Genomic DNA, 19,556 nt, shown 5'->3' on the forward strand with positions numbered 1-19,556 from the left:
GGTCGTGACTTATGGCGGTTTGAGTCGTTTGCGGTAGTGGGCGGCTCGGGCTTGTTCCTGGCGGCGACGGCGGAAGTCGGACCAGCGCAGGATGTGGTCGGCTCGACGGCGGGTGGTCAGGACGAGGTGGGCGAACAGGCGGCGGATTTCGTTGCTGCTCAGCGGGATCTGGCTGCGCTCGTTTGCGGTGGTGCCCCCTTTGCGGCTTCGAGGGCGCGGGTGACGACGAGGAACGCGGCGGCGGCCATCGCGAGGGTGATGTGGGCGTACCAGGCGTCGTAGCGGCGGACCTGGTACTGGTCCAGGCCGACCTCGTTCTTCGCGGTCTGGAACGATTCCTCCACCGACCAACGGCTACCGGCGACCCGCACCAGGTCGCGTAGTCGGGTGCCGCGGGGGCCGAAGCAGACGTAGTAGGCGATGTCGCCGGGATCCGTGATCGAGCGTCGGGCCAGGACCCAGCCGCGGCGGCCGTGGGCAAAGGTGCGGCGGATCGGCAGCCGAGCCCAGTCGTAGCGGCGCGGCCCGTGCGCGCCGTCACCACACGACAGTCGTTGCCACGCGCCCGCACGCACCCTGCCGATCAGCTCGTCGACACCGGTGGTGGTGTGCAGCCCGGAGGGCACCCGATCGTCGCGTCGGGTGGCCATCACGTACGCGATGTCCCGATCCTCCAACCAGCCCCGCAGGCCAGGGTTCTGCCCGTAGGCCTCATCGGCCGTGAACCACGAAAACGGCACCCCCGCGGTGACCGCCCGCTCCAGCATGGCCTGCGCCTGCTGCGGCTTGGTCGCGAACCCGACGGCGTCCGGGATCGCCGAGCGCCGGCACCGGTCCCGATCACCGGTCCACGACTTGGGCAGGTACAACTCCCGATCGATCAACGCCCGACCCCGCGGCGTGGCGTAGCACAGGAACGTGCCGATCTGGCAGTTCTCGGTCTTGCCCGCCGTACCCGAATACTGCCGTTGGACCCCCGCCGACGCACGGCCCTTCTTGACGAACCCCGTCTCGTCAGCGATGAGCACCCCGGCCGCATCGCCGATCTGGTCCACCACGTAATCGCGCACGTCATCGCGGACCGCGTCCCGGTCCCACGCCGCGCTGCACAGCATGCCCTGCAACCCGTCCGGCGACACATGCCCAGCCTGCTCCGCGAGGGTCCAGCCGTTACGCCGCTCCAACGGTGCCAGTAGCCCCCGCACATACGCCCATGCCCGCCGCCGCGGCTCCACCCGCTCAAACCGATGCGCGAACCGGAAGAACAACTCCTCCAACCCGGCATCCCACGACCCGACCACCCGCGCATCCACCACAACCAACCAACGAATGATCAGCACCCGAAGCTACGACCCGCCGTTGCAGTATTAGGAAGCTGTGAGCTATCGCCCGCGGGCTCCTGCCGCAGGTCGGGACGGGCCTATCATCGCCGCCATGAGTGCTCGAGTCCTCGTCGCAGACGACGATCCCCGCCAGGCCGAGGTGGTGCGTCGGTATCTGGTCGCCGAGGGCCACGAGGCCATCGTGGTGCACGACGGGCGGGCGGCGCTGGCCGAGGGCCGACGCCGCCGGCCCGATCTGATGATGCTCGACGTGATGATGCCGGGGCTCGATGGCCTGCAGGTGTGTCGGACGCTGCGCCAGGAATCGGACGTACTGGTGCTGATGCTGACCGCCCGGACCACCGAGGAGGACCTGCTGCTCGGGCTGGAGCTCGGCGCCGACGACTACCTGACCAAGCCGTACAGCCCGCGGGAGCTGATGGCCCGCATCCGTACCCTGCTGCGGCGCGCGCCCCGCAGCGCCCCGCACGCCTCCGGTTTCGGCCGGCGGGAGATCGGCCGGATCTGCGTCGACCTCGGCCGGCACCAGGTGACCGTCGACGGCGTGCCAATCGAGTGCACCCGCGGCGAATTCGCGATCCTGGCCGCCATGGCGCAACAGCCCGAGCGGGTGTTCACCCGGGCCCAGCTGCTACACCACACCCGCGGCATCGACCGCAGCTCCACCGAGCGCACCATCGACGTCCACGTCATGAACCTACGTCGAAAGATCGAACCGGATTCGCGGCGTCCCACCCAGCTACTGACGGTCTACGGCGTCGGCTACAAGCTGACGTCCAGCCCGAAGCTGGAGCCTGGTCCGATGGGAACGCCGTGAGGACCAACCGGGTGCCGCTGCGGCACAGCCTGCTCACCAGGCTGCTGGTCACCTCGATCCTGATCGCGGTCGCCGCCACCACCGCCACCGCGTGGCTGGCCGTTCGCACCGCGACCCGCGCGATCAGCCAGGAACAGGGCCGGTCGCTCGCCGACGACAAGGGCGTCTACGACATGTTGATCGGGTACGCCGCCACCCACCCCGACTGGTCCGGCGCCCCGGAACTGATCGAGGCGCGGGCCGTGGAACTGGGCCGCCGGATCACCCTGATGACCGAGGACCGGCAGGTGATCGCCGACTCGGCCGCCGGCCCGCCGCTGCGCACCGCCCGCCCGTCCGCGGTCGTCGACCCGCTCAACCTGGACCTCGGCCTCACCGGAGGCGGCGAGCGGATCGACAGCCGGGCCGTCGGTCCGCTGGAGGTTCCCCCCTCCGAACGTCCCGACCTGCAACAACTGGCCGCCAAGGAGGTCGACTGCCTGCGCGGGCTCGGCCTCGACGCGACGGTCGGTACGGCGCCGAACGGCCGGCCGGTGGTCACCCGAGCCACGCCGGACCTGTCCACCGAGGCGCGGTGGTGCGACGTGGATATGAACACGCTGGTCACCAAGACCGAGCAGAAGGCGCTGCGGTCGCTGGCGGACCTGGCCGGTCGGTGCCTCGACCTACCCGACCCCCGCACCCTTTGGGTGCGGCCCGACTTCTCCGTCTACCAGGTCGGCGCTTCGATCAAGCAGGTGCCCGGTGAGCAGCCCTTGATGCCCGCCGTCCCGCTGGAGAGCGCGTCCGTGTCCGCGACTGACGTCGCCCGAGTCCAATCGTGTGTGGAGAAGTCACGGCGAGCCCTGCTCCAACCGTACGTCGCCCCGCCCGCCCTGCTCTTCGTCACCGATCCGGGCGACGGCGCCGACCAGACCACGTTCACCCTCTCCACGGAGAACACCGTCCGGATCGTCGCGGTCACCGGCGCTGTGCTGCTCGCCACCATCGTCGTCACCGTGCTGGTCGGCCGCCGGCTGGTCCGCCCGCTGCGGGCCCTCACCGAGGCCGTCGACCAGCACGCTCCGGCCCCGATCGCCGGCGCCGACGAGATCGGCCGCCTGGCCCGGGCCCTCAACGACTCCGTCGAACGCCGGGACCGGGCCGAAACCCAGCGCCGGGACATGGTCACCGATGTCGCCCACGAGTTGCGGACCCCGCTCAGCAACATCCGTAGCTGGCTGGAGGCGGCCCAGGACAATCTGACGCCGACCGACGCCCAGCTGCTGGAGCTGCTGCACGAGGAGGCCGTCCTCCTGCAACACATCATCGACGACCTGAGCGACCTGGCCGCGGCGGATGCGGGCACGTTGCGGATCCACCCGGAGCCGACGTACCTCCGGGACGTCCTGACCCAGGTGGTGGACGCGCACCTGGGCACCGCGCACGCCGCCGGGGTCCGGCTGATCATGGACATCCGGGACGACCCGGTGCTACCGGCCGACGCCGTACGCCTGCGTCAGCTCGTCGGTAACCTGGTCTCGAACGCGATCCGCCACACCCCGGCCGGTGGCACCGTGACGGTGGGTGCACACGACACGACGATCACCGTACGGGACACCGGCGTGGGCATCGCCGCCGAGAACCTACCGAGGGTCTTCGACCGGTTCTGGCGGGCCGAGGCTTCGCGCAGCCGGGCCACCGGCGGCAGCGGCCTTGGGCTGGCGATCGCCCGCAAGCTGGCCGAGGCGCACGGCGGCACGATCGGGGTTGCCAGCGAGCCGGGCCGGGGTGCGCTCTTCACCGTCCGCCTGGCCAGCAGCGGATCCGGGTAGCCGCGGGACCGCCGGCCCCGGTGCCTTTCCGATACCCGAGCCACCCGGCCTGGACCGATGGGGGTCGGCGCCGGTTGCCTGATCGCCTCGACCGGGTCAGAACAGGGTCGGGGGTTCGATCGAGATCGGTGCCGGGAGCGGTTCGAGCTCGGGGGCGAGAGCGCGTACCTCGTCGTGGAAGCGGCGGGCGAGCACGGGCGCGTCGGCATTGTCCGGGGTGTGGACGAACACCGTCGGCGAGCGACCCTCGCGCAGCCATTCGGTGGTGACCCCGACCCAGTGCCGCCAACCCTCGACGGTCTGTGCGGTGTCGTCGCGGCCGAGGTACCGGACGATCGGCCGGTCGGTCAGTGCGACCGACCGGAGCGGCATCCGTGGCTTCTTCGTCCAGGCGTCGCGTTCCGCGTCGCTGGACGGTGGGGCGGAGAAGAAGGTGGTGGTGTCGAAGGGGATCCACTCCGCCCCCACGGTGGCGAGTGCCGCTTCGAGGAGCCGGGTCGAGCGGGGGTCGTCGACGAACGCCGGGTGCCGGACCTCCACGGCGTACCGGTGGGAGCGGGGGAGCCGGCTGAGGAAGCGGGCGAGGACGGGCACGTCGGTGGGGGCGAACGAGCCCGGCACCTGGATCCAGAGGGCGTGGGCGCGTGGGCCGAGCGGCTCGATCGCGTCGAGGAATACGCGTAGTTGCTCGTCGACGTCGCCGAGCCGGCGTTCGTGCGTGATGACCTTCGGAAGCTTGAGCACGAACCGGAAGTCGGGGCCGGTCTGCTCCGCCCACGACGCCACCGCGTCCCGAGCCGGAGTCGCGTAGAACGTGGTGTTGCCCTCGACCGCGGTACACCAGGCGGCGTAGTGCCGCAGACGTTCCCGGGCCGGCAGGGGATGCGCCAGCAGCCGCCCCTGCCAGGACCTGTGCGCCCACATCGCGCAGCCGACATGAAGGCGCACGACTCGCATCCCTCCCGCGGTTGGACCGTGCCGGGTGCCCCGGCCCGGGGCTCCTGCGGCTCGGTCACCGATCCCGGCGGTCGGCACCATGGTGACACGCCGCGTCGGCGGCCGCGTCCACGAGGCCTCGCTGCCGGAGTTCGGCTTCGGCCCGATGAACCGGTCCCCCCCCGGGACGGCCCCCTTCCATCCGGCTGAACGGCCCCCTTCCATCCGGCTGACCGGAAGGGGGCTTCCGGGAAGCGGTCGTCGCGACCTTACCGCCGCGAGTCGAGCAGGTCCCGGACCTGATCCCGTACGACGCGCGCGGCAAGAAGGCCCTGGAGCTGACCTTCCGGGAGGCGCTTCGGCTCGGCCACAACTACATCGGCACCGAGCACATCCTGCTCGCCCTCATCGAGGAGGAGGGCGGCAACGGCGTGCTCACCGGCCTCGGGCTCGAGAAGAAAGGCGTGGAGGCCGCCGCCCAGGGTGCGCTCGCCGCGCTCACCCGGAAGAGCTGAGCACGCCGGCCGGGCACGCGGCACGGGGCGCATGCCCGGCCGGGGGCGTCAGCCGGCGGTGGGAAAGCCGTACCGGGTGGCGTGCTCCGCGTCGGTCGGGTCGATCTGGCGGATGCCGGCGTCGGCGAGGCGCTTGTTGACCTCGTCGAGCCGTTCGCGTACCAGCCGGGCCTCATCCTCGGTGACCCGGCCCCGGTGCGGCCTGCCCGCGTGCTCGATCGTGCCGTAGTCCACCTTTTCGGCGGCCCGGCGGGTCTTCGGCGGGCGGACCCGCTCGGCGGTCTTCAGCAGCTGCGCCATCGGCACGTCGGTGGCCATCGCGTCGAACTCGCTGGCGGTCAGCACCACCCGGCGGGGCTCGCCGCCGCCGTTCCGGTCATGGATCTCGACCACGACGACGTCCAGAGCGGCGTCGTCGATGCCCTCCACCTCGACCGGGGTGGCGTCCAACTGCACGGGCCCGGCGACCAGGTCGGGATGTTCCAGGATGACGACGCGGACGGCCTCGTCGTCGGGTCGCAGGACCCTGCCGCTGAAGTCGGAGACGCGGATCGTCTTCTTGCCCATGCGCGGAGTTGCTCCTGTCGTCGGCGGTCGGAGGACCAGAAGACGTTACCCGACAGGTGTGCGAAAGCCCGCGCCGCCTCGCCGGCGCGGTCAGCGGGTGTTGTTGAGGGTGCGGGTCGAGGCGCCGGCGGGCAGGCGGTTCAGTTCACCCCAGGTGAGCGCGGACCCGCGGTTGCCCCGGTACGGCGGCTGGGCCGGGAACCGTCCCTTGACCCCGACGGTCGGCCAGACCAACTCGGGGTCGTGTTGGTAACGGTCATTCGGCTGATTCGGCATGACCCTACCGTCCCAAACAAAGTTGTACGCCTATGAAAATAGATATGACGGTCGATCAGTTCCCTAGGTTCCCGCGAGCGGCAGCCGGACCTCGAAGCGACACCCTCCGGCAATATTCCGAACCTGTACCCGTCCACCGTGGGCTTCGACCAAGCCGCGCACGATCGCCAACCCCAGCCCGCCCGCGCCACTCGGCCCGGAGCGGTTGGCCGATCGTGGGGTACGCGCGGGCTCACCGCGGAAGGCGACGTCGAAGACCCGGGGCAGGTCGTCCTCCGGGATACCGCCGCAGGTGTCGGCCACGGCGAACCACGCGCTGTCGGCGTCGCAGCCGGTGTCGACCCGGACCGTCCCGTCCGAGGGGGTGTAGCGGACGGCGTTGAGTAGCAGGTTCCCCACCACCCGGGCCAGTTCGGGCTCGCTGGCCAGCACGGTGGGCCAGCCCGAGTCGGGTGCCCTCAGGCGCACCCGGTGGGCTGCGGCCAGGGGTGCGGTGCTCGCGAGCGCGTCGGAGACCACGTCGCCCAGCGGCACCGCCGACAGCGTCAGCCGCAGCGCACCAGCGTTGATCCGGGACAGCTCGAACAGGTCGTCCACCAGCCGGGTCATCCGGTCCGTCTCCACCCGGATGCGGCGGTGGTACTCGCTCACCGACTCCGGGTCGGCGACCACCCGGTCCTCCAGCGCCTCGGCCATCGCCCGCAGCCCGGCGAGGGGGGTCCGCAGGTCGTGCGACACCCAGGCGACGAGGTCGCGTCGCCCCTGCTCGATGCGCCGCTCCCGCTGCCGGGCCTGGTCGGCCCAGACGGCCGCGGCGGCCAGGCGCCGCCCGAACAGCCAGCCCACCGCGAGGCTGACCACGGCCGCCGCCGCCACGGTGATCAGCACCACGTCCCGGTCGTGTGCGGAGAGGAACATCGCCTCGGCGACCGCCGCGACACCGGCAGCCACCGCCGTCACGGTGACCGCCAGCAGCGCGACGATGTGGACGGTGATGGACCGCCCGCGCAGCCGGCGCAGGACGAGCGCGCCGACGGCCCCGACGCAGAGCGCCGCGCCGAGGGCGAACGCGAAGATCAGCGCCAGGTCACCCATCGAAGGGCTCGTAGCGGTAGCCGACGCCCCACACCGTCACGATGCGCTGCGGGTTCGCTGGGTCGACCTCGATCTTCTCGCGTAGCCGCCGGACGTGCACGGTCACCGTGGACTGGTCGCCGAAACTCCAGCCCCACACCCGTTCCAGCAGCTCCGCCCGGCGGAACGCCCGGGCCGGGTGCCGCATCAGGTAGGCCAGCAGGTCGAACTCGCGCACCGTGAGGGTCAGCTCGCGGCCGTGCAGCCGGGCCACCCGGGGGCCGGTCTCGACCACCAGGCCGTCGTCGCGCAGCACGTCCGGCGCCGTGGTCAGCTCGCCGCCGGCTCGCCGCAGCACCGACCGGACCCGCAGCACGAGCTCCCGCGGAGAGAACGGTTTGCCCAGGTAGTCGTCGGCGCCGAGTTGCAGGCCGAGGATCCGGTCGGCCTCGTCGCCCCGGGCGGTGAGCATGATGATGGGCACGCCCTCCGGCTGCGCGCGCAGCCGCCGGCAGACCTCCAGGCCGTCGAGCCCCGGCAGCATCAGATCAAGGACGACCAGGTGCGGCGGCTGGGTGGCCACGGCGTCGAGTGCCGACACGCCGTCACCCACGTGTGTGACCTGGTAGCCGGCGTGCTCCAGGTAGCGACAGACCACGTCGCTGACCGTCCGGTCGTCATCGACGACCAGCACCCGCTGCGTCACCGGACCTCCCTCGTGTCGGCCCAGCCTAGTCACCGTCGGCCGGCGCAATCCTTGCGAGCTGCTTACGGCCTGTGGCACGAAGGACGGGAGGCGGCCGGCGCGAGATCTTGGCGGGTGGGACCCCACCAGGGCCGGAAGCCACCGAGATCGGAGGCCGGCCCGGCGCCCGGAGGGTGGTCCGTATGGCGCCGCGCTGCGGGGGCTCGGCGTACGGTGACGACCGTGGGCCGGAGGGAGAAGTCGATGCGTGACCGGCTGCTCCACCTGCACCTGGCCGTCTGGCTGGGCCAGTGGCCCGCCGGCCCCGGCTTGCACGTCGTCCGGTCCCATCGCCGGGCGCTGCCCGCGTGGGACGGCCGGCTCAGGCCGGCGATCGCCGTCAGTGTCGGGGGCAGCACGGTGCTGTCGGTGCCACCGGACCGGGTGACCGCCGCCCGCGACCTGGCCCGCGACTGCCCCCGACGGTTGCTGCCCGGGCTGCCGGTGGCCGTCGGCCACGCCGGCTGGGCGGTGCACGATGACGTGTTCCGATGGAGTCGCGCGCCGGCGAAGCTGCCCGACGTGGGGGAGTGGGTGGCGCCGACCGTTCCGGGCCTGCCGCCCTGGTTGCGGCTGTTCGACCAGCCCGTGCTGGTGGTGTGGGACGACCGCGGTCGGTACCTGGCCGGGGCGGGCGTCAAGTGGCATGACGCGTACGGGCGCGAGCTGGCGGTGGAGACGGTGCCGGCGGCGCGTGGACGCGGGCTGGCCCGGCGACTGGTCGCCCAGGCGGCCCGCCGGGTGCTCGACGAGGGAGCGGTACCGACGTACCTGCACAACCGGCGCAACGGCGCCTCGGCCCGGGTGGCCGAGGCGGCCGGCTTCCCCGACCGGGGCTGGCGGTCGTTCGGCGTCTACCCGAGCTGACCGCTCGGCGCGGCGGCCGGCGGGGCGCGGACCGGATCTCCCGGGCCGGATCCCCGGCCCGCGCCCTTCTCCCCCAGGCCCCGTCCCGGTGTCCGGTGGTTCGGTCGATCACCGGCTGTTGCGATCACGCTACGTATCCTCAGGCCGGTCGGCAAGAGTCATTCGCGCGGGTCGCGGTGTCGATAAGTGGACTCTGACCTGCTGCTGTTCGATCCGTAGGATCTCGGGTGTTCGGTGACGCAGAGTGTGCAGGGGCGGTTCAGTGGGTCAGCCCGAGCGCTTCGGCGGCGGCCCGTCCGTTGGCGTGGCTCGCCCCGTACGTGGTGACGAAGGCCCGGGCGCCAGCTGGCCGCCACTGTGCCGGCCAGCCCATCTCGACCACCGTCACCGGGTGCCGCGCGGCCAGCGCGGTCACCAGATCGGTGGCGCCGGGGAGCCGGTGCAGGTGCCGGCCGACCAGGACGATCGGGCGGTCGCCGGCGAGCCGGACCAGGGCCGCCGGGTCGGTTTCGGCGGCCAGTACCCGTAGTTCCTCCGTGTCGGCGAGGTGCGGGCCAAGCCCCCACGGCACCGGCCCCTCGGCAATGGTGGAGGTCGCATGCAGCTGCACCACCAGGGGCCGATCCAGCCCGGTCAGCGCACCCTCCACCCGGACGGCGCGGCGGGCGGCCGCGTATCCGAGGTCGGCGGGGGCGGATTCGACGGTGCCGGCGGCCCGGGTCCAGGCGGCGAGATCGGCGGCACGGCCAGCCGCCTCCTCGACCCGCGCCCGGTCCAGCCGGCCGTCGCCCAGCGCCGCCACGATTTCCGCCGCCACCCGCTCGACCAGGTCGGCGTCGACCTTGGCGCCGATGCAGAGCAGGTCCGCGCCGGCGGCCAGGGCCCGGACCGCGGCGGGGCCCACGCCGCCGGCGGCGCCGGCGGCGCCCTTCATCTCCAGGGCGTCGGTGACGATGGTGCCCGTGAAGCCGTGTTCGCGCCGCAGCAGGTCGACCAGGACCGCCCGGCTGAAGGTGGCCGGGCCGTCGCCGGTCACTGCCGGGACCCGAATGTGCGCGGTCATCACCGCCCGCACGCCGGCGGCGACGACCGCGGCGAACGGGGGCAGGTCCCGCGCGCGCAGAACGTCCACCGGTACGTCGACGGTGGGCAGCTCGTGGTGGGAGTCGGCGATCGTCGCGCCGTGGCCGGGGAAGTGCTTGGCGCATGCGGCGACGCCGGCGGCCTGGAGCCCGGACACCGCCGCTGCGGCGTGCGCGGCGACCTGCACCGGATCGGCGCCGAACGAGCGGGTGCCGATCACCGGGTTGTCGTCGGTGCTGTTCACGTCGACGGTCGGGGCCAGGTTGACGGTGACGCCGACGGTGGCCAGCTCCGCGCCGATCGCCTCGTGGACGCGCCGGGTCAGTGCCACGTCGCCGATCGCGCCGAGCGCGGCGTTGCCGGGGTACGGGCTGCCGGTGGCGTGGGCCAGTCGGGTGACGTCCCCACCCTCCTCGTCAATAGCGATCAGTACGTCCGACCGGGCGGCGCGCAGCGCGGCGGTGCTCGCCGTGACCTGGTCCGGGTCGTGGACGTTGGTGCCGAACAGGGTGTGCCCGGCGAGTCCTTCGCCGACCAGGTCGACGGCCCAGTCCGGCGGGACCGGGCCTGGGTATGCGGCGAGCAGCGTGCCCAGTGCGAGCCGGCGGAGTCCTGGATCCAACCCCACTGATCTTTCCTTTTCGGTGTGGGGTGGCATTGGTCTTTCCTTTTCGGTGTGGGGTGGCACTGGTCGTTCCCTTTCGGTGCCGGGTGGCATTCGTCTTCGTGTCGGAGGCGGCCGCTGGCGGGTCGGCCGGGCGCTTTGGTCGACGAGTGGCCGATACGCTACGGCTACCCGTTTTGCAGGGCTGTTTACAGTTAGCAAACCTTACAGAATTTCAAGGACGTGGCATGAGCGCGACCCGGCTTCCCGGCACCCCTCGTCTGTTGCGGGCGCTCAACGACCGCGCAGCCCTGGAACTGTTGCTGAAGCGCGGCCCGCTGACCCGGGCCCGGCTGGGTGAGCTGACCGGGCTGTCCAAGGTCACGGCGTCGCAGCTGGTCGAACGCCTGGAGGAGCGGGGGCTGGTCACCCGCGTCGGCGAGCAGGCGGGCGGCCGGGGCCCGAACGCCCAGCTCTACGCCGTCCGGCCAGGCAGTGCCCACGTCGTCGGCGTGGATGTCGGGCCGGATCGGGTGGTCGCCGCCTGCGCGGACATCACCGGCGCCGTGATCGGCCGAGTCGAGCAGTCGACGCGGAACACCGACGACCCGGTCGGGGTGGTACACAACGCGGTCGTCCAGGTGGCCAGCAGCGCCCAGGCGCAGCTGTCCAGCGTTCGGCGGATCGTGCTGGGCACTCCCGGTCTGGTCGATCCCGGCAGCGGCGACATCACCTTCGCGTTCAATCTGCCGCGTTGGCACGCTGGCCTGCTCGCCGCGCTTCGCGACGACCTGCACACCCCGGTGGTCTTCGAGAACGACGTCAACCTGGCCGCGATGGCCGAGGCGCAGTCCGGCGCGGCCCAGGGTGTACCGGACTTCGTGCTGGTCTGGGTCGGCGCCGGTGTGGGGCTGGCGATCGTGCTGGGCGGGCGCCTGCACCATGGCAGCAGCGGCGCCGCGGGTGAGATCGGCTACCTGCCGGTGCCCGGCGCGCCGATCCCGCGCGACGTCTCGCGTCGGGCCAAGCCGGCTTTTCAGCAGCTCGCCGGTGGCGACGCGGTGCGCGCGTTGGCCCGCGAGCACGGGTACCCGGACGGCACGGCGGCCGACGGCGTGTGGGCCGCCGTCGCCGACGGCGCCGCCGGTGGACCGATGCTCGACGAGCTGGCCCGCCGGCTCGCCCTCGGCGTGGCGAGCACCTGCGTGGTGCTGGACCCGCCGCTGGTGGTGCTCGCCGGCGAGGTCGGTCAGGCCGGTGGGACGACGCTGGCGGAGCGGGTGCAGCAGGAGGTCGCCGCGATCACCCTGGTCCGCCCCCGGGTGGTACCCACCGGGCTGACCGAGGAGCCGATCCTGCGCGGTGCCCTGCACACCGCCCTCGACGCCGTCCGGGACGAGGTGTTCGGCTCCACGACTGGCTGACCGGCTGACGTCGCTGTCCGTCACGCGACGGGATGTATGTATCACCGCCGGCGACGGGATGCGTATCACCGCCGGCTCAGCATGTGAGCCGACATTCTCGGTCGAGTGCCGTCCGGGTGCGAGCGACACCCGGACGGGCTGGCCGGCCGACAGTCAGATCAGGTCGCGGCGACGGAACACCGCGAAGGCGGCCATCCGAGCGGCTCCCTGCTCCGTATAGGCATCGGCCGTCCTCCGGTGGGGGTGATCAACGACACGATGCTCAGCCTATGGCTGGCGCACCGCCCGTGGGGGGCGCCGGGTGGGTGCGTGGTTGGATGGGCTCGTGACTGGTGACCTGATCCCCGGCGCCCCCGACGACGCTGCTGCTCCCTCGCCCGTGGACGCGGATCTGGTGGTCAGCCTCGACGGCGTCGGTGTCCGCCGCTCCGGCACGGCCCTCCTGCACGACGTGGACTGGCGGGTCGAGCTGGACGAGCGCTGGGTTGTGCTCGGCCCCAATGGCGCAGGCAAGACCACCCTGCTCAACCTGGCCGCCGGCCGGCTACACCCGACCGCCGGCACCGCCCACGTGCTCGGCGAGCGGATCGGCCGCACCGACGTGACCGAACTGCGCACCCGCATCGGGCTCTCCACCGCCGCCCTGGCCGAACGCATCCCCGCCGACGAGCGGGTCACCGACGTCGTGGTCACCGCCGCGTGGTCGGTAATGGGCCGCTGGCGGGAGAGTTACGACAGCGGTGACGAGGCCCGCGCCCGGGCTCTGCTCGGGCAGCTCGGCGTCGACGCCCTCGCCGGCCGCCGCTACGGCACGCTCTCCGAGGGCGAGCGCAAGCGGGTGCAGATCGCCCGCGCGCTGATGACCGACCCGGAGCTGTTGCTGCTCGACGAGCCCGCCGCCGGGCTCGACCTGGCTGGCCGGGAGGACTTGGTCGCCCGGCTGGCCGAGCTCGCGTACGACCCGGATGCACCGGCTCTGGTGCTGGTCACCCATCACGTGGAGGAGATCCCGCCCGGCTTCACCCACGCGCTCCTGCTGCGCGAGGGCGGAGTGGTGGCGCAGGGGCTGCTCGCGGACACCGTCACCGGCGACAATCTGTCGAAGGCCTTTGGTCTGCCCCTGGTCGTGGAGCGGCACGGCGCCCGCTACACCGCCCGCGCCGTCTGAGGGCAGGGAAGGGCTTCTGCCAAGCCGCGGTGGAGCAGGGGCCCGCTGAGTGCCAGGAGGTGTTCGGGTGCCACCACAGCCCCGCGTCGTCGTTGTGGGCAGCGCCAACATGGACCTGGTGGCGACCGCCCCGGCGCTGCCGAGGCCCGGGGAGACCCTGCTCGGCACCGACTTCGTGATGGTGCCGGGGGGCAAGGGCGCCAACCAGGCCGTGGCGGCCGTGCGGGCCGGCGCCTTTTGCGCGTTCCTCGGTGCCATCGGCTCCGACTCGTTCGGGGTCACGCTCCGTGCCCGGATCATCGCGGCCGGGGTGGACACCTCCCACCTGCGGGTCGCCTACGGCACGTCCGGCGTCGCGCTCGTGATGGTCAATGCCAAGGGGGAGAACGCCATTGTCGTCAGCCCTGGCGCGAACGCCACGATGACCGGCCTGACCGCGCCGGAGCTTGTCGCCGTCCGCGAGGCGGACGTGCTGGTCGCGCAGTTGGAGATCCCGGTAGAGACTGTCACCGCGGCAGCCGTGGCGGCCCGCGCCGCCGGCACCCGGGTGGTGCTCAACGCCGTGCCTGCCCGACCCGTGCCGCCGGAGCTGCTGGCCGCCACCGACCTGCTGGTAGTCAACGAGAGCGAGGCCGCGGCGCTCACCGGCCGAGGTCGGGAGGAGCCGCAAGCCCTGCTCGACCTGGCGCCGCGGGTGGTGCTCACCCTGGGCGCGTCCGGAGCTTGGTACGGCGACCGGGACGGGACCGCGATGCACATTCCGGCCGTACCGGTCGAGGTCGTCGACTCGACCGCCGCCGGGGACGCGTTCACCGCGGCGCTCGCCGTCGGCTGGGCCGAGGGGCGGGGTCTCGTCGACGCGGTTCGCTGGGCGGCGGCGGCCGGCGCGGCGTGCGTCCGGCGGCTCGGTGCCTCGGTGGCGCTGCCCGTCCGCGCCGAGATCGACGAGTTGTACCGGTCGGGCTGACGGCCGGTCGGCGCCGGACCGCCCCGCCACGCCGTCGGCACGTCCGCGTTGCCGTGCCCGCTCGTCGCCCCGTGGCAGCGTGCCCCGGGCCGGTCCGCGGGGCCGGGGTCCGCCGCCGGCGTCGGTCAGCGCATGCCCTCGAAGGCGACTGCCGGATCGGTCTGCGCGGGCGTTCCCCAGATCGCCTCGTCGTACGTCGGGTCTCCGGCCAGGTGACGGAGGAACCACTGGGTGAGCAGCCGCCGGGCGAGCCGCAACTGGGTGGCCCGGTTGATGCTCCCGCTTTCGCAGGTCGGAGTGGCTCTGTCCAGGAAGCCGCAGTGGCAGCCGCCACGGATGGTCCGAAGCTGCTTGGCCGACGGCTTGCTGTCGTAGATCGGTCGCTGGTGCCCGGAGATCGTGGCGACGGAGTCCCGCTCCGCGCTGATCAGCTGAACCGGGATGGTGAGCGTGGCGGCGGCCACCATGGCGGACGGGTTGGTCTCCACCGCGGCGAGGCCGGCCACCGTCGTCACCCGTGGATTGCGCGCCGCCGCGAGCAGGCTCGCCCCGCCCCCTGTGGAGTGCCCGGACAGCCCGAGGCGGTCGGCGCTGACGTGCCAGGCGAACCGCGAGCCGCTCGTGGTGTGTTGTGCGACCAGCCAGTCCAGGGCGGTGTTGAGGTCGTCGGCGAAGGCACTGTGGCTTGGCGCGTTCCGGCCGTGCGAATCGGGGGCGACCACGATGAAGCCCCAGCTGGCGAGGTGCCCGAGGGTCGAGTGGTAGCGCGAGGTGGCCTGCCCGGGGCCGGGCCCGAAGGCGAGCGCGGGGAATCGTCCCGCCGCGACCGGCTGGCCGGCGCCGGATGCCGTCGCCGGGTAGTAGACCCGGGCGGAGAAGGAACGACCCGCGGCGCTGACCACGGTGTCAACGTAGCCGGCGGCGTAGTCGCCGGGACTTCCCGGATCGGAGGCGGCGGCGCCGGCACTGGCGCCGAGCGGAGCGGGAAGCACCAGGGCGAGGGCGGTGGCGCCGACGATGAACCACCTCAGCATGACTGCTCCTCGGATCGATGAAGGTAACTATCTACAGAGGAGAGCACTGGCCTGCTGTGCTGCGCACAGCCCGGTTCGTCAATAACGGCCGTGTTATGGCCAGGTGGTGGTCACCGGTGGTCTCCCTGCTGTTCGATCGCGCGCTGCACGGCCCGGTAGACCTGCCCGAACCGCAGCGCGTCTGGCGTGCGGAGCAACAGCACCTCCTGGCCGTGCGTCTGCACCCAGAGTTCGTGCACCCGGTTTCCCCGCTCGTACGACCGATCCAGCCACCCAAGTGGGACCTCCAGGAAAGGAGTCACGGCCAGTGCCAGCACCACGCAGGCGGCGAGCGCGACGAGCACCGGCCGCCAGCCCCGTTCCGGTACCGACCAGGCGAGCGAGAGCGCGCAGACCACGGCCACGATCGGTGGCAGCGACAGCAGTAGCACCAGTAGGCCCCGGCTCAGGACGCGCCCCCGGACAGCGAGGGTCGTCCGTCCCTTGTCGTGCCAGACGTACGTCACGTCGGCGATCGCCACCACCAGCCCGCCGACCCGGATCGACTCCGACGTCACCTGCACCACGTCGTCCCGGTAATAGAGGGCCATCACCAAGCCTAACCATCCCGCGGCGAATCGCGGTGTCGCGAGCGCGACCGGTCGGCATGGTGGTTGACCCCGTACCCGGGCCGGCGCCAACGTGGGCCGTTGCGGTGTCGGTGTGGGGTGTCCTGGGCCCCGCCGGCGCGGCCGCCGTGCAGCGCGCCTGCGAGATGTGCGGCTGGCCGGGTCACCGTGTGTGACCGGTGGTCACCTCCTGACCCGCACGGCCGGCTCACCCGCCTCGACGGCGCGCTGGACCGCTCGGTAGATCCGGCCGAACCGCACCGCGTCCCCGGTGCGCACCAGCCGGACCGGCCGACCGCGCCAGCGGGCCCAGATCTCGCACTGCCGGCTGCCCTGGACGTATGAGCGGTCCAGGTGCTCGAAGAGGAAGTCGGCGACCGGCCCGACAGCGAGCCCGACCAGCACCGAGGCGCCGACGATGGCGATCGTGACGGTGGGGGAGCGGCCCAACAGGAGGGCGAGCGCGACACCCAACGCGGCGGCCACCAGGGGACCGGCGAGGGCCGCACCGATCGCGCCCCGACCGACGAGCACGCGCCACGAGCGGTTGCCCCGGTGGTGCCACACGGTGCTGATCTCGGCAAGTTGGAAGGACCGGCCGTCCACCCAAATGGCGGTGGACGTGACCTGGACCGACGTGTCGTCGTAGTACGTGACCATGGCGGGAGCTCCCGGTGGCGGACCGGACACCAGACTATGTACCCAACGACCCGCGCCGTAAGGTTGACGCGCGACTTCGACGAGGAAGTGAGGGTCAGCGTGGGCGAGTTCGTGCGGCTGGAGACCAAGGACGGCATCGGCACCATTCGACTGGAGCGGCCGCCGATGAACGCCCTGAACACCCAGGTCCAGGAGGAGTTGCGGGCCGCGGCGACGGCGGCCACCGCCGACCGGGACGTCCGCGCCGTCATCGTGTACGGCGGGGAGCAGGTCTTCGCCGCGGGTGCGGACATCAAGGAAATGGCCGAGATGTCCTACGTGGACATGGCCGCCCGTGCCGCCGACCTGTCCGGTGCGCTGGGCGCGTTCGCCCGGATCCCCAAGCCGGTGGTCGCCGCGATCACCGGGTACGCCCTCGGCGGCGGCTGCGAGCTGGCCCTGGCCTGCGACTGGCGGGTGGTCGCCGAGGACGCCAAGCTCGGTCAGCCGGAGATCAAGCTCGGCATCATCCCCGGTGCGGGCGGCACCCAGCGGCTGGCCCGGTTGGTCGGCCCGGCCCGCGCCAAGGACCTGATCATGTCGGGCCGGATGGTCGACGCTCAGGAAGCGCTGCGGATCGGCCTGGCCGACAGGACGGCCCCGGCCGCCGAGGTCTACGACGCGGCGGTGGCGATGGTGCAGCCCTACCTGACCGGGCCGGCGCAGGCGCTGCGCGCCGCGAAGCTGGCGGTCGACGGCGGCCTGGACATGGACCTCAACTCCGGCCTCGCCTGGGAGAGTCAGCTCTTCGCGGCGCTGTTCGCCACCGACGACCGGCGCGAGGGCATGGCGGCGTTCGTGGAAAAGCGCAAGCCGGACTTCACCGGACGCTGACCCGAGGGCTGTTCACATGCGTGCTACCGGTGAGTAGCGTGTGACTCGGGTGATCCGGACGAAGGGGAGCGGTGATGTCCGAACGGGTCGAAGGTCACGGTGGGCAACTCGCGCTCGCGGCGCTGCGCGCGTACGGGGTGCGGGAGATGTTCACCCTCTCCGGTGGGCACGTGTTTCCGCTCTACGATGCCGCGCACAAGGACGATTTCCCGATCTACGACGTGCGACACGAGCAGTCGGCGGTGTTCGCCGCCGAGGCAGTGGCAAAGCTCCAGCGCCGCCCCGGCCTCGCGGTGCTCACCGCCGGTCCCGGTGTCACGAACGGTATCTCCGGGCTGACCAGCGCATACTTCAACGCGTCACCGGTGTTGGTGCTCGGCGGGCGGGCCCCGCAGTTCCGTTGGGGCTCGGGCAGCCTCCAGGAGATGGACCACCTGCCGCTGGTCGCCCCGGTGACCAAGCACGCGGAGACCGTCTTCAGCCCCGACGACATCCCCCGTGCGGTGGGTGCCGCGTTGACCGCGGCGCTTACCCCGCACCGGGGCCCGGCCTTCCTGGACTTCCCACTCGAGGCGGTCTTCTCGGTGGCCGACGCGGATCTGCCCGCCCCGGCGGGCGCCGCCCCGATCGAGCCGGATCCGGGCGAGGTGGCGAAAGCGGCGGCGCTGATTGCCGGCGCCGCTCACCCGGTGCTCATCGCCGGCTCCGACGTGTACGCCGGGGGCGCCGTCGACGCGCTGCGCGAGGCGGCGGAGGCGCTCCAGGTGCCGGTGTTCACCAACGGCATGGGTCGTGGCGCGCTGCCGCCGGGGCACCCGCTCGCTTTCGCCAAGGCCCGCCGGGTCGCCCTCAAGGGGGCGGACGTCGTCGTGGTCGTCGGCACCCCACTCGACTTCCGGCTCAACTTCGGTGACTTCGGCGACGCCACGGTGGTGCACGTCGTCGACGCGCCGAGCCAGCGCGCGGGGCACCTGCAGCCGGCCGCCGCTCCCGCCGGTGACCTGCGGCTGATCCTCGGTGCCTTCGCCGGGCACTCGGGCGACCGGACCGACCACGCGGGCTGGATCGCCGACCTGCGGGCCGCCGAGGACGCCGCCAAAGCCCGCGACGCCGCGGAGATGGCCGCCGACACCGACCCGATCCGCCCCGCCCAGGTCTACGGCGAGCTGCGCAAGGTGCTCGCCCGCGACGCCATCACCATCGGTGACGGTGGTGACTTCGTCTCGTACGCCGGGAAGTACCTGGAGCCGGCGCTGCCCGGTACCTGGCTGGACCCGGGCCCGTACGGCTGCCTCGGCACCGGGATGGGCTACGCGATGGGTGCCCGGGTCACCCATCCGGACCGGCAGATCTGCGTGCTGATGGGCGATGGGGCGGCCGGCTTCTCCCTGATGGATGTGGAGTCCCTGGTCCGGCAGCGGCTGCCGGTCGTGATCGTGGTCGGCAACAACGGCATCTGGGGCCTGGAGAAACATCCGATGCGCGCCATGTACGGCTATGACGTGGCGGCCGACCTCCAGCCCGAGCTGCGGTACGACACCGTGGTCGAGGCGCTGGGCGGGGCCGGCGAGACGGTGGCGAAGTCCGCCGACCTGGGGTCGGCCCTGCGTCGGGCGTTCGATTCGGGTGTGCCGTATCTGGTCAACGTCCTCACCGACCCGACCGACGCGTACCCCCGCTCGTCGAACCTGGCGTGACGCGGGCCAGCCGCCGGCGCCGGGCACCGACCCGGGGTCGGCGGCCGCTCACACCTCCGGGCGTTTTTCCTCGCGGGGCGGCTCACCGTCGTGGCGACGGAGTTCGTTCTCACGGCGGCGCAGATCCTCCTCCCAGCGGCGGAACAGCTCCTGGTCCTGTTGGTTGGAACGTTCCTCGATCGAGCGGAGGAACTCGGGGTCGTCGTCGGGGGCCACCGGGCGGCGCTTACGTTCGGCGAAGACCCCGCCTGCCGGCCACGCCGCGCGCGGCCGACCGGCGGCACGCTCGCGTCCGGCGACGAACCAGGCGATCGAGCCGACCAGCGGGAAGAGGAGGATGATCAGCACCCAGGCGACCCGGGGCAGGGCGCGGATGTCGCCCTCCTCGGCCGAGAGGCAGCTGATCAGCGCGAAGACGGCGAGGACGACCTGCGCGAGGAAGAGAAGCACGTACAGCCGGGCCATGTCTCTATCATGGCGCACC

At 72.5% G+C, this 19,556-nt stretch carries 19 protein-coding genes and 1 pseudogene; 9 read left to right on the plus strand and 11 right to left on the minus strand.

The genetic code is table 11. The features are described from left to right. Positions 1 to 158: 158 nt before the first annotated feature. Entirely contained in the window at positions 159 to 1,301 is a 1,143-nt protein-coding gene (locus tag QTQ03_RS25760) for an IS701 family transposase (protein ID WP_289279559.1), read from the minus strand. Positions 1,302 to 1,434: 133 nt separating this feature from the next. Here QTQ03_RS25760 and QTQ03_RS25765 point away from each other — a divergent pair, with 133 nt between their 5' ends. Together QTQ03_RS25765 and QTQ03_RS25770 are read left to right on the plus strand one after the other, a co-directional pair. After that, positions 1,435 to 2,160, plus strand: a complete 726-nt coding sequence (locus tag QTQ03_RS25765; protein ID WP_289280308.1) for a response regulator transcription factor — start codon at positions 1,435 to 1,437, stop codon at positions 2,158 to 2,160. Then, positions 2,157 to 3,974 carry a sensor histidine kinase gene (locus tag QTQ03_RS25770; protein ID WP_289280309.1) on the plus strand — a complete coding sequence of 606 codons (1,818 nt, stop codon included), beginning with the start codon at positions 2,157 to 2,159 and terminating at the stop codon, positions 3,972 to 3,974. Before QTQ03_RS25765 ends, QTQ03_RS25770 begins: the two co-directional genes overlap by 4 nt. Before the next feature lie 96 nt (positions 3,975 to 4,070). Here QTQ03_RS25770 and QTQ03_RS25775 read toward each other — a convergent pair whose 3' ends face one another. Further along, a complete protein-coding gene (locus QTQ03_RS25775; protein WP_502889823.1) occupies positions 4,071 to 4,931 on the minus strand; it encodes a DUF72 domain-containing protein in 861 nt (286 codons plus the stop codon). A gap of 227 nt (positions 4,932 to 5,158) precedes the next feature. Between QTQ03_RS25775 and QTQ03_RS25780 the strand changes: the two are divergent. Continuing rightward, positions 5,159 to 5,425 (plus strand): annotated as a pseudogene (locus QTQ03_RS25780) (Clp protease N-terminal domain-containing protein); the annotation flags it as partial. A gap of 48 nt (positions 5,426 to 5,473) precedes the next feature. Here QTQ03_RS25780 and QTQ03_RS25785 read toward each other — a convergent pair. From QTQ03_RS25785 to QTQ03_RS25800, 4 genes are all read right to left on the minus strand, one after another. Further along, complete coding sequence (locus QTQ03_RS25785; protein WP_289280310.1) at positions 5,474 to 5,992, minus strand: hypothetical protein; 519 nt, start codon at positions 5,990 to 5,992, stop codon at positions 5,474 to 5,476. A 90-nt stretch (positions 5,993 to 6,082) separates the two neighbouring features. Further along, complete coding sequence (locus QTQ03_RS25790; RefSeq protein WP_289280311.1) at positions 6,083 to 6,268, minus strand: hypothetical protein; 186 nt, start codon at positions 6,266 to 6,268, stop codon at positions 6,083 to 6,085. A 63-nt stretch (positions 6,269 to 6,331) separates the two neighbouring features. Then, a complete protein-coding gene (locus QTQ03_RS25795; protein WP_289280312.1) occupies positions 6,332 to 7,363 on the minus strand; it encodes a sensor histidine kinase in 1,032 nt (343 codons plus the stop codon). Next, on the minus strand, positions 7,356 to 8,048 hold the full coding sequence (locus QTQ03_RS25800) for a response regulator transcription factor (RefSeq protein ID WP_289280313.1): 693 nt from the start codon (positions 8,046 to 8,048) through the stop codon (positions 7,356 to 7,358). The genes QTQ03_RS25795 and QTQ03_RS25800 overlap by 8 nt, the downstream gene beginning before the upstream one ends. Before the next feature lie 243 nt (positions 8,049 to 8,291). Between QTQ03_RS25800 and QTQ03_RS25805 the strand changes: the two genes are divergently transcribed. After that, positions 8,292 to 8,954 carry a GNAT family N-acetyltransferase gene (locus QTQ03_RS25805; protein WP_353890649.1) on the plus strand — a complete coding sequence of 221 codons (663 nt, stop codon included), beginning with the start codon at positions 8,292 to 8,294 and terminating at the stop codon, positions 8,952 to 8,954. Between the two features lie 259 nt (positions 8,955 to 9,213). Here QTQ03_RS25805 and QTQ03_RS25810 read toward each other — a convergent pair whose 3' ends face one another. Further along, the gene (locus QTQ03_RS25810) at positions 9,214 to 10,665 is read right to left on the minus strand and encodes a glycoside hydrolase family 3 N-terminal domain-containing protein (protein WP_289280315.1); all 1,452 of its coding nucleotides are present in this window, start codon (positions 10,663 to 10,665) and stop codon (positions 9,214 to 9,216) included. 224 nt (positions 10,666 to 10,889) lie between these two features. Here QTQ03_RS25810 and QTQ03_RS25815 point away from each other — a divergent pair, with 224 nt between their 5' ends. The 3 genes from QTQ03_RS25815 (at position 10,890) to QTQ03_RS25825 (ending at position 14,200) form a co-directional block, all read left to right on the plus strand. Beyond that, a complete protein-coding gene (locus QTQ03_RS25815; protein ID WP_289280316.1) occupies positions 10,890 to 12,065 on the plus strand; it encodes an ROK family transcriptional regulator in 1,176 nt (391 codons plus the stop codon). 325 nt (positions 12,066 to 12,390) lie between these two features. Further along, entirely contained in the window at positions 12,391 to 13,233 is an 843-nt protein-coding gene (locus QTQ03_RS25820; RefSeq protein ID WP_289280317.1) for an ABC transporter ATP-binding protein, read from the plus strand. Between the two features lie 67 nt (positions 13,234 to 13,300). Beyond that, positions 13,301 to 14,200 (plus strand): ribokinase, encoded by a 900-nt coding sequence (locus QTQ03_RS25825; protein WP_289280318.1) that lies wholly within the window; start codon positions 13,301 to 13,303, stop codon positions 14,198 to 14,200. Between the two features lie 125 nt (positions 14,201 to 14,325). Here QTQ03_RS25825 and QTQ03_RS25830 read toward each other — a convergent pair whose 3' ends face one another. The 3 genes from QTQ03_RS25830 to QTQ03_RS25840 form a co-directional block, all read right to left on the minus strand. Continuing rightward, a complete protein-coding gene (locus QTQ03_RS25830) occupies positions 14,326 to 15,234 on the minus strand; it encodes an alpha/beta hydrolase family protein (RefSeq protein ID WP_289280319.1) in 909 nt (302 codons plus the stop codon). A gap of 110 nt (positions 15,235 to 15,344) precedes the next feature. After that, complete coding sequence (locus QTQ03_RS25835) at positions 15,345 to 15,824, minus strand: DUF6232 family protein (RefSeq protein WP_289280320.1); 480 nt, start codon at positions 15,822 to 15,824, stop codon at positions 15,345 to 15,347. Positions 15,825 to 16,025: 201 nt separating this feature from the next. Further along, entirely contained in the window at positions 16,026 to 16,502 is a 477-nt protein-coding gene (locus QTQ03_RS25840; RefSeq protein ID WP_289280321.1) for a DUF6232 family protein, read from the minus strand. 99 nt (positions 16,503 to 16,601) lie between these two features. On the opposite strand from QTQ03_RS25840, the gene QTQ03_RS25845 reads away from it, so the two are divergent. Beyond that, the gene (locus QTQ03_RS25845; protein WP_289280322.1) at positions 16,602 to 17,375 is read left to right on the plus strand and encodes an enoyl-CoA hydratase-related protein; all 774 of its coding nucleotides are present in this window, start codon (positions 16,602 to 16,604) and stop codon (positions 17,373 to 17,375) included. Positions 17,376 to 17,449: 74 nt separating this feature from the next. Continuing rightward, a complete protein-coding gene (locus QTQ03_RS25850; protein ID WP_289280323.1) occupies positions 17,450 to 19,072 on the plus strand; it encodes an acetolactate synthase in 1,623 nt (540 codons plus the stop codon). A gap of 48 nt (positions 19,073 to 19,120) precedes the next feature. Here QTQ03_RS25850 and QTQ03_RS25855 read toward each other — a convergent pair whose 3' ends face one another. Further along, positions 19,121 to 19,537, minus strand: coding sequence for a PLD nuclease N-terminal domain-containing protein (locus QTQ03_RS25855; RefSeq protein WP_289280324.1), 417 nt, complete (start codon positions 19,535 to 19,537; stop codon positions 19,121 to 19,123). Positions 19,538 to 19,556: the final 19 nt, after the last annotated feature.

This window comes from Micromonospora sp. WMMA1363 (assembly GCF_030345795.1).
Classification (GTDB): domain Bacteria; phylum Actinomycetota; class Actinomycetes; order Mycobacteriales; family Micromonosporaceae; genus Micromonospora.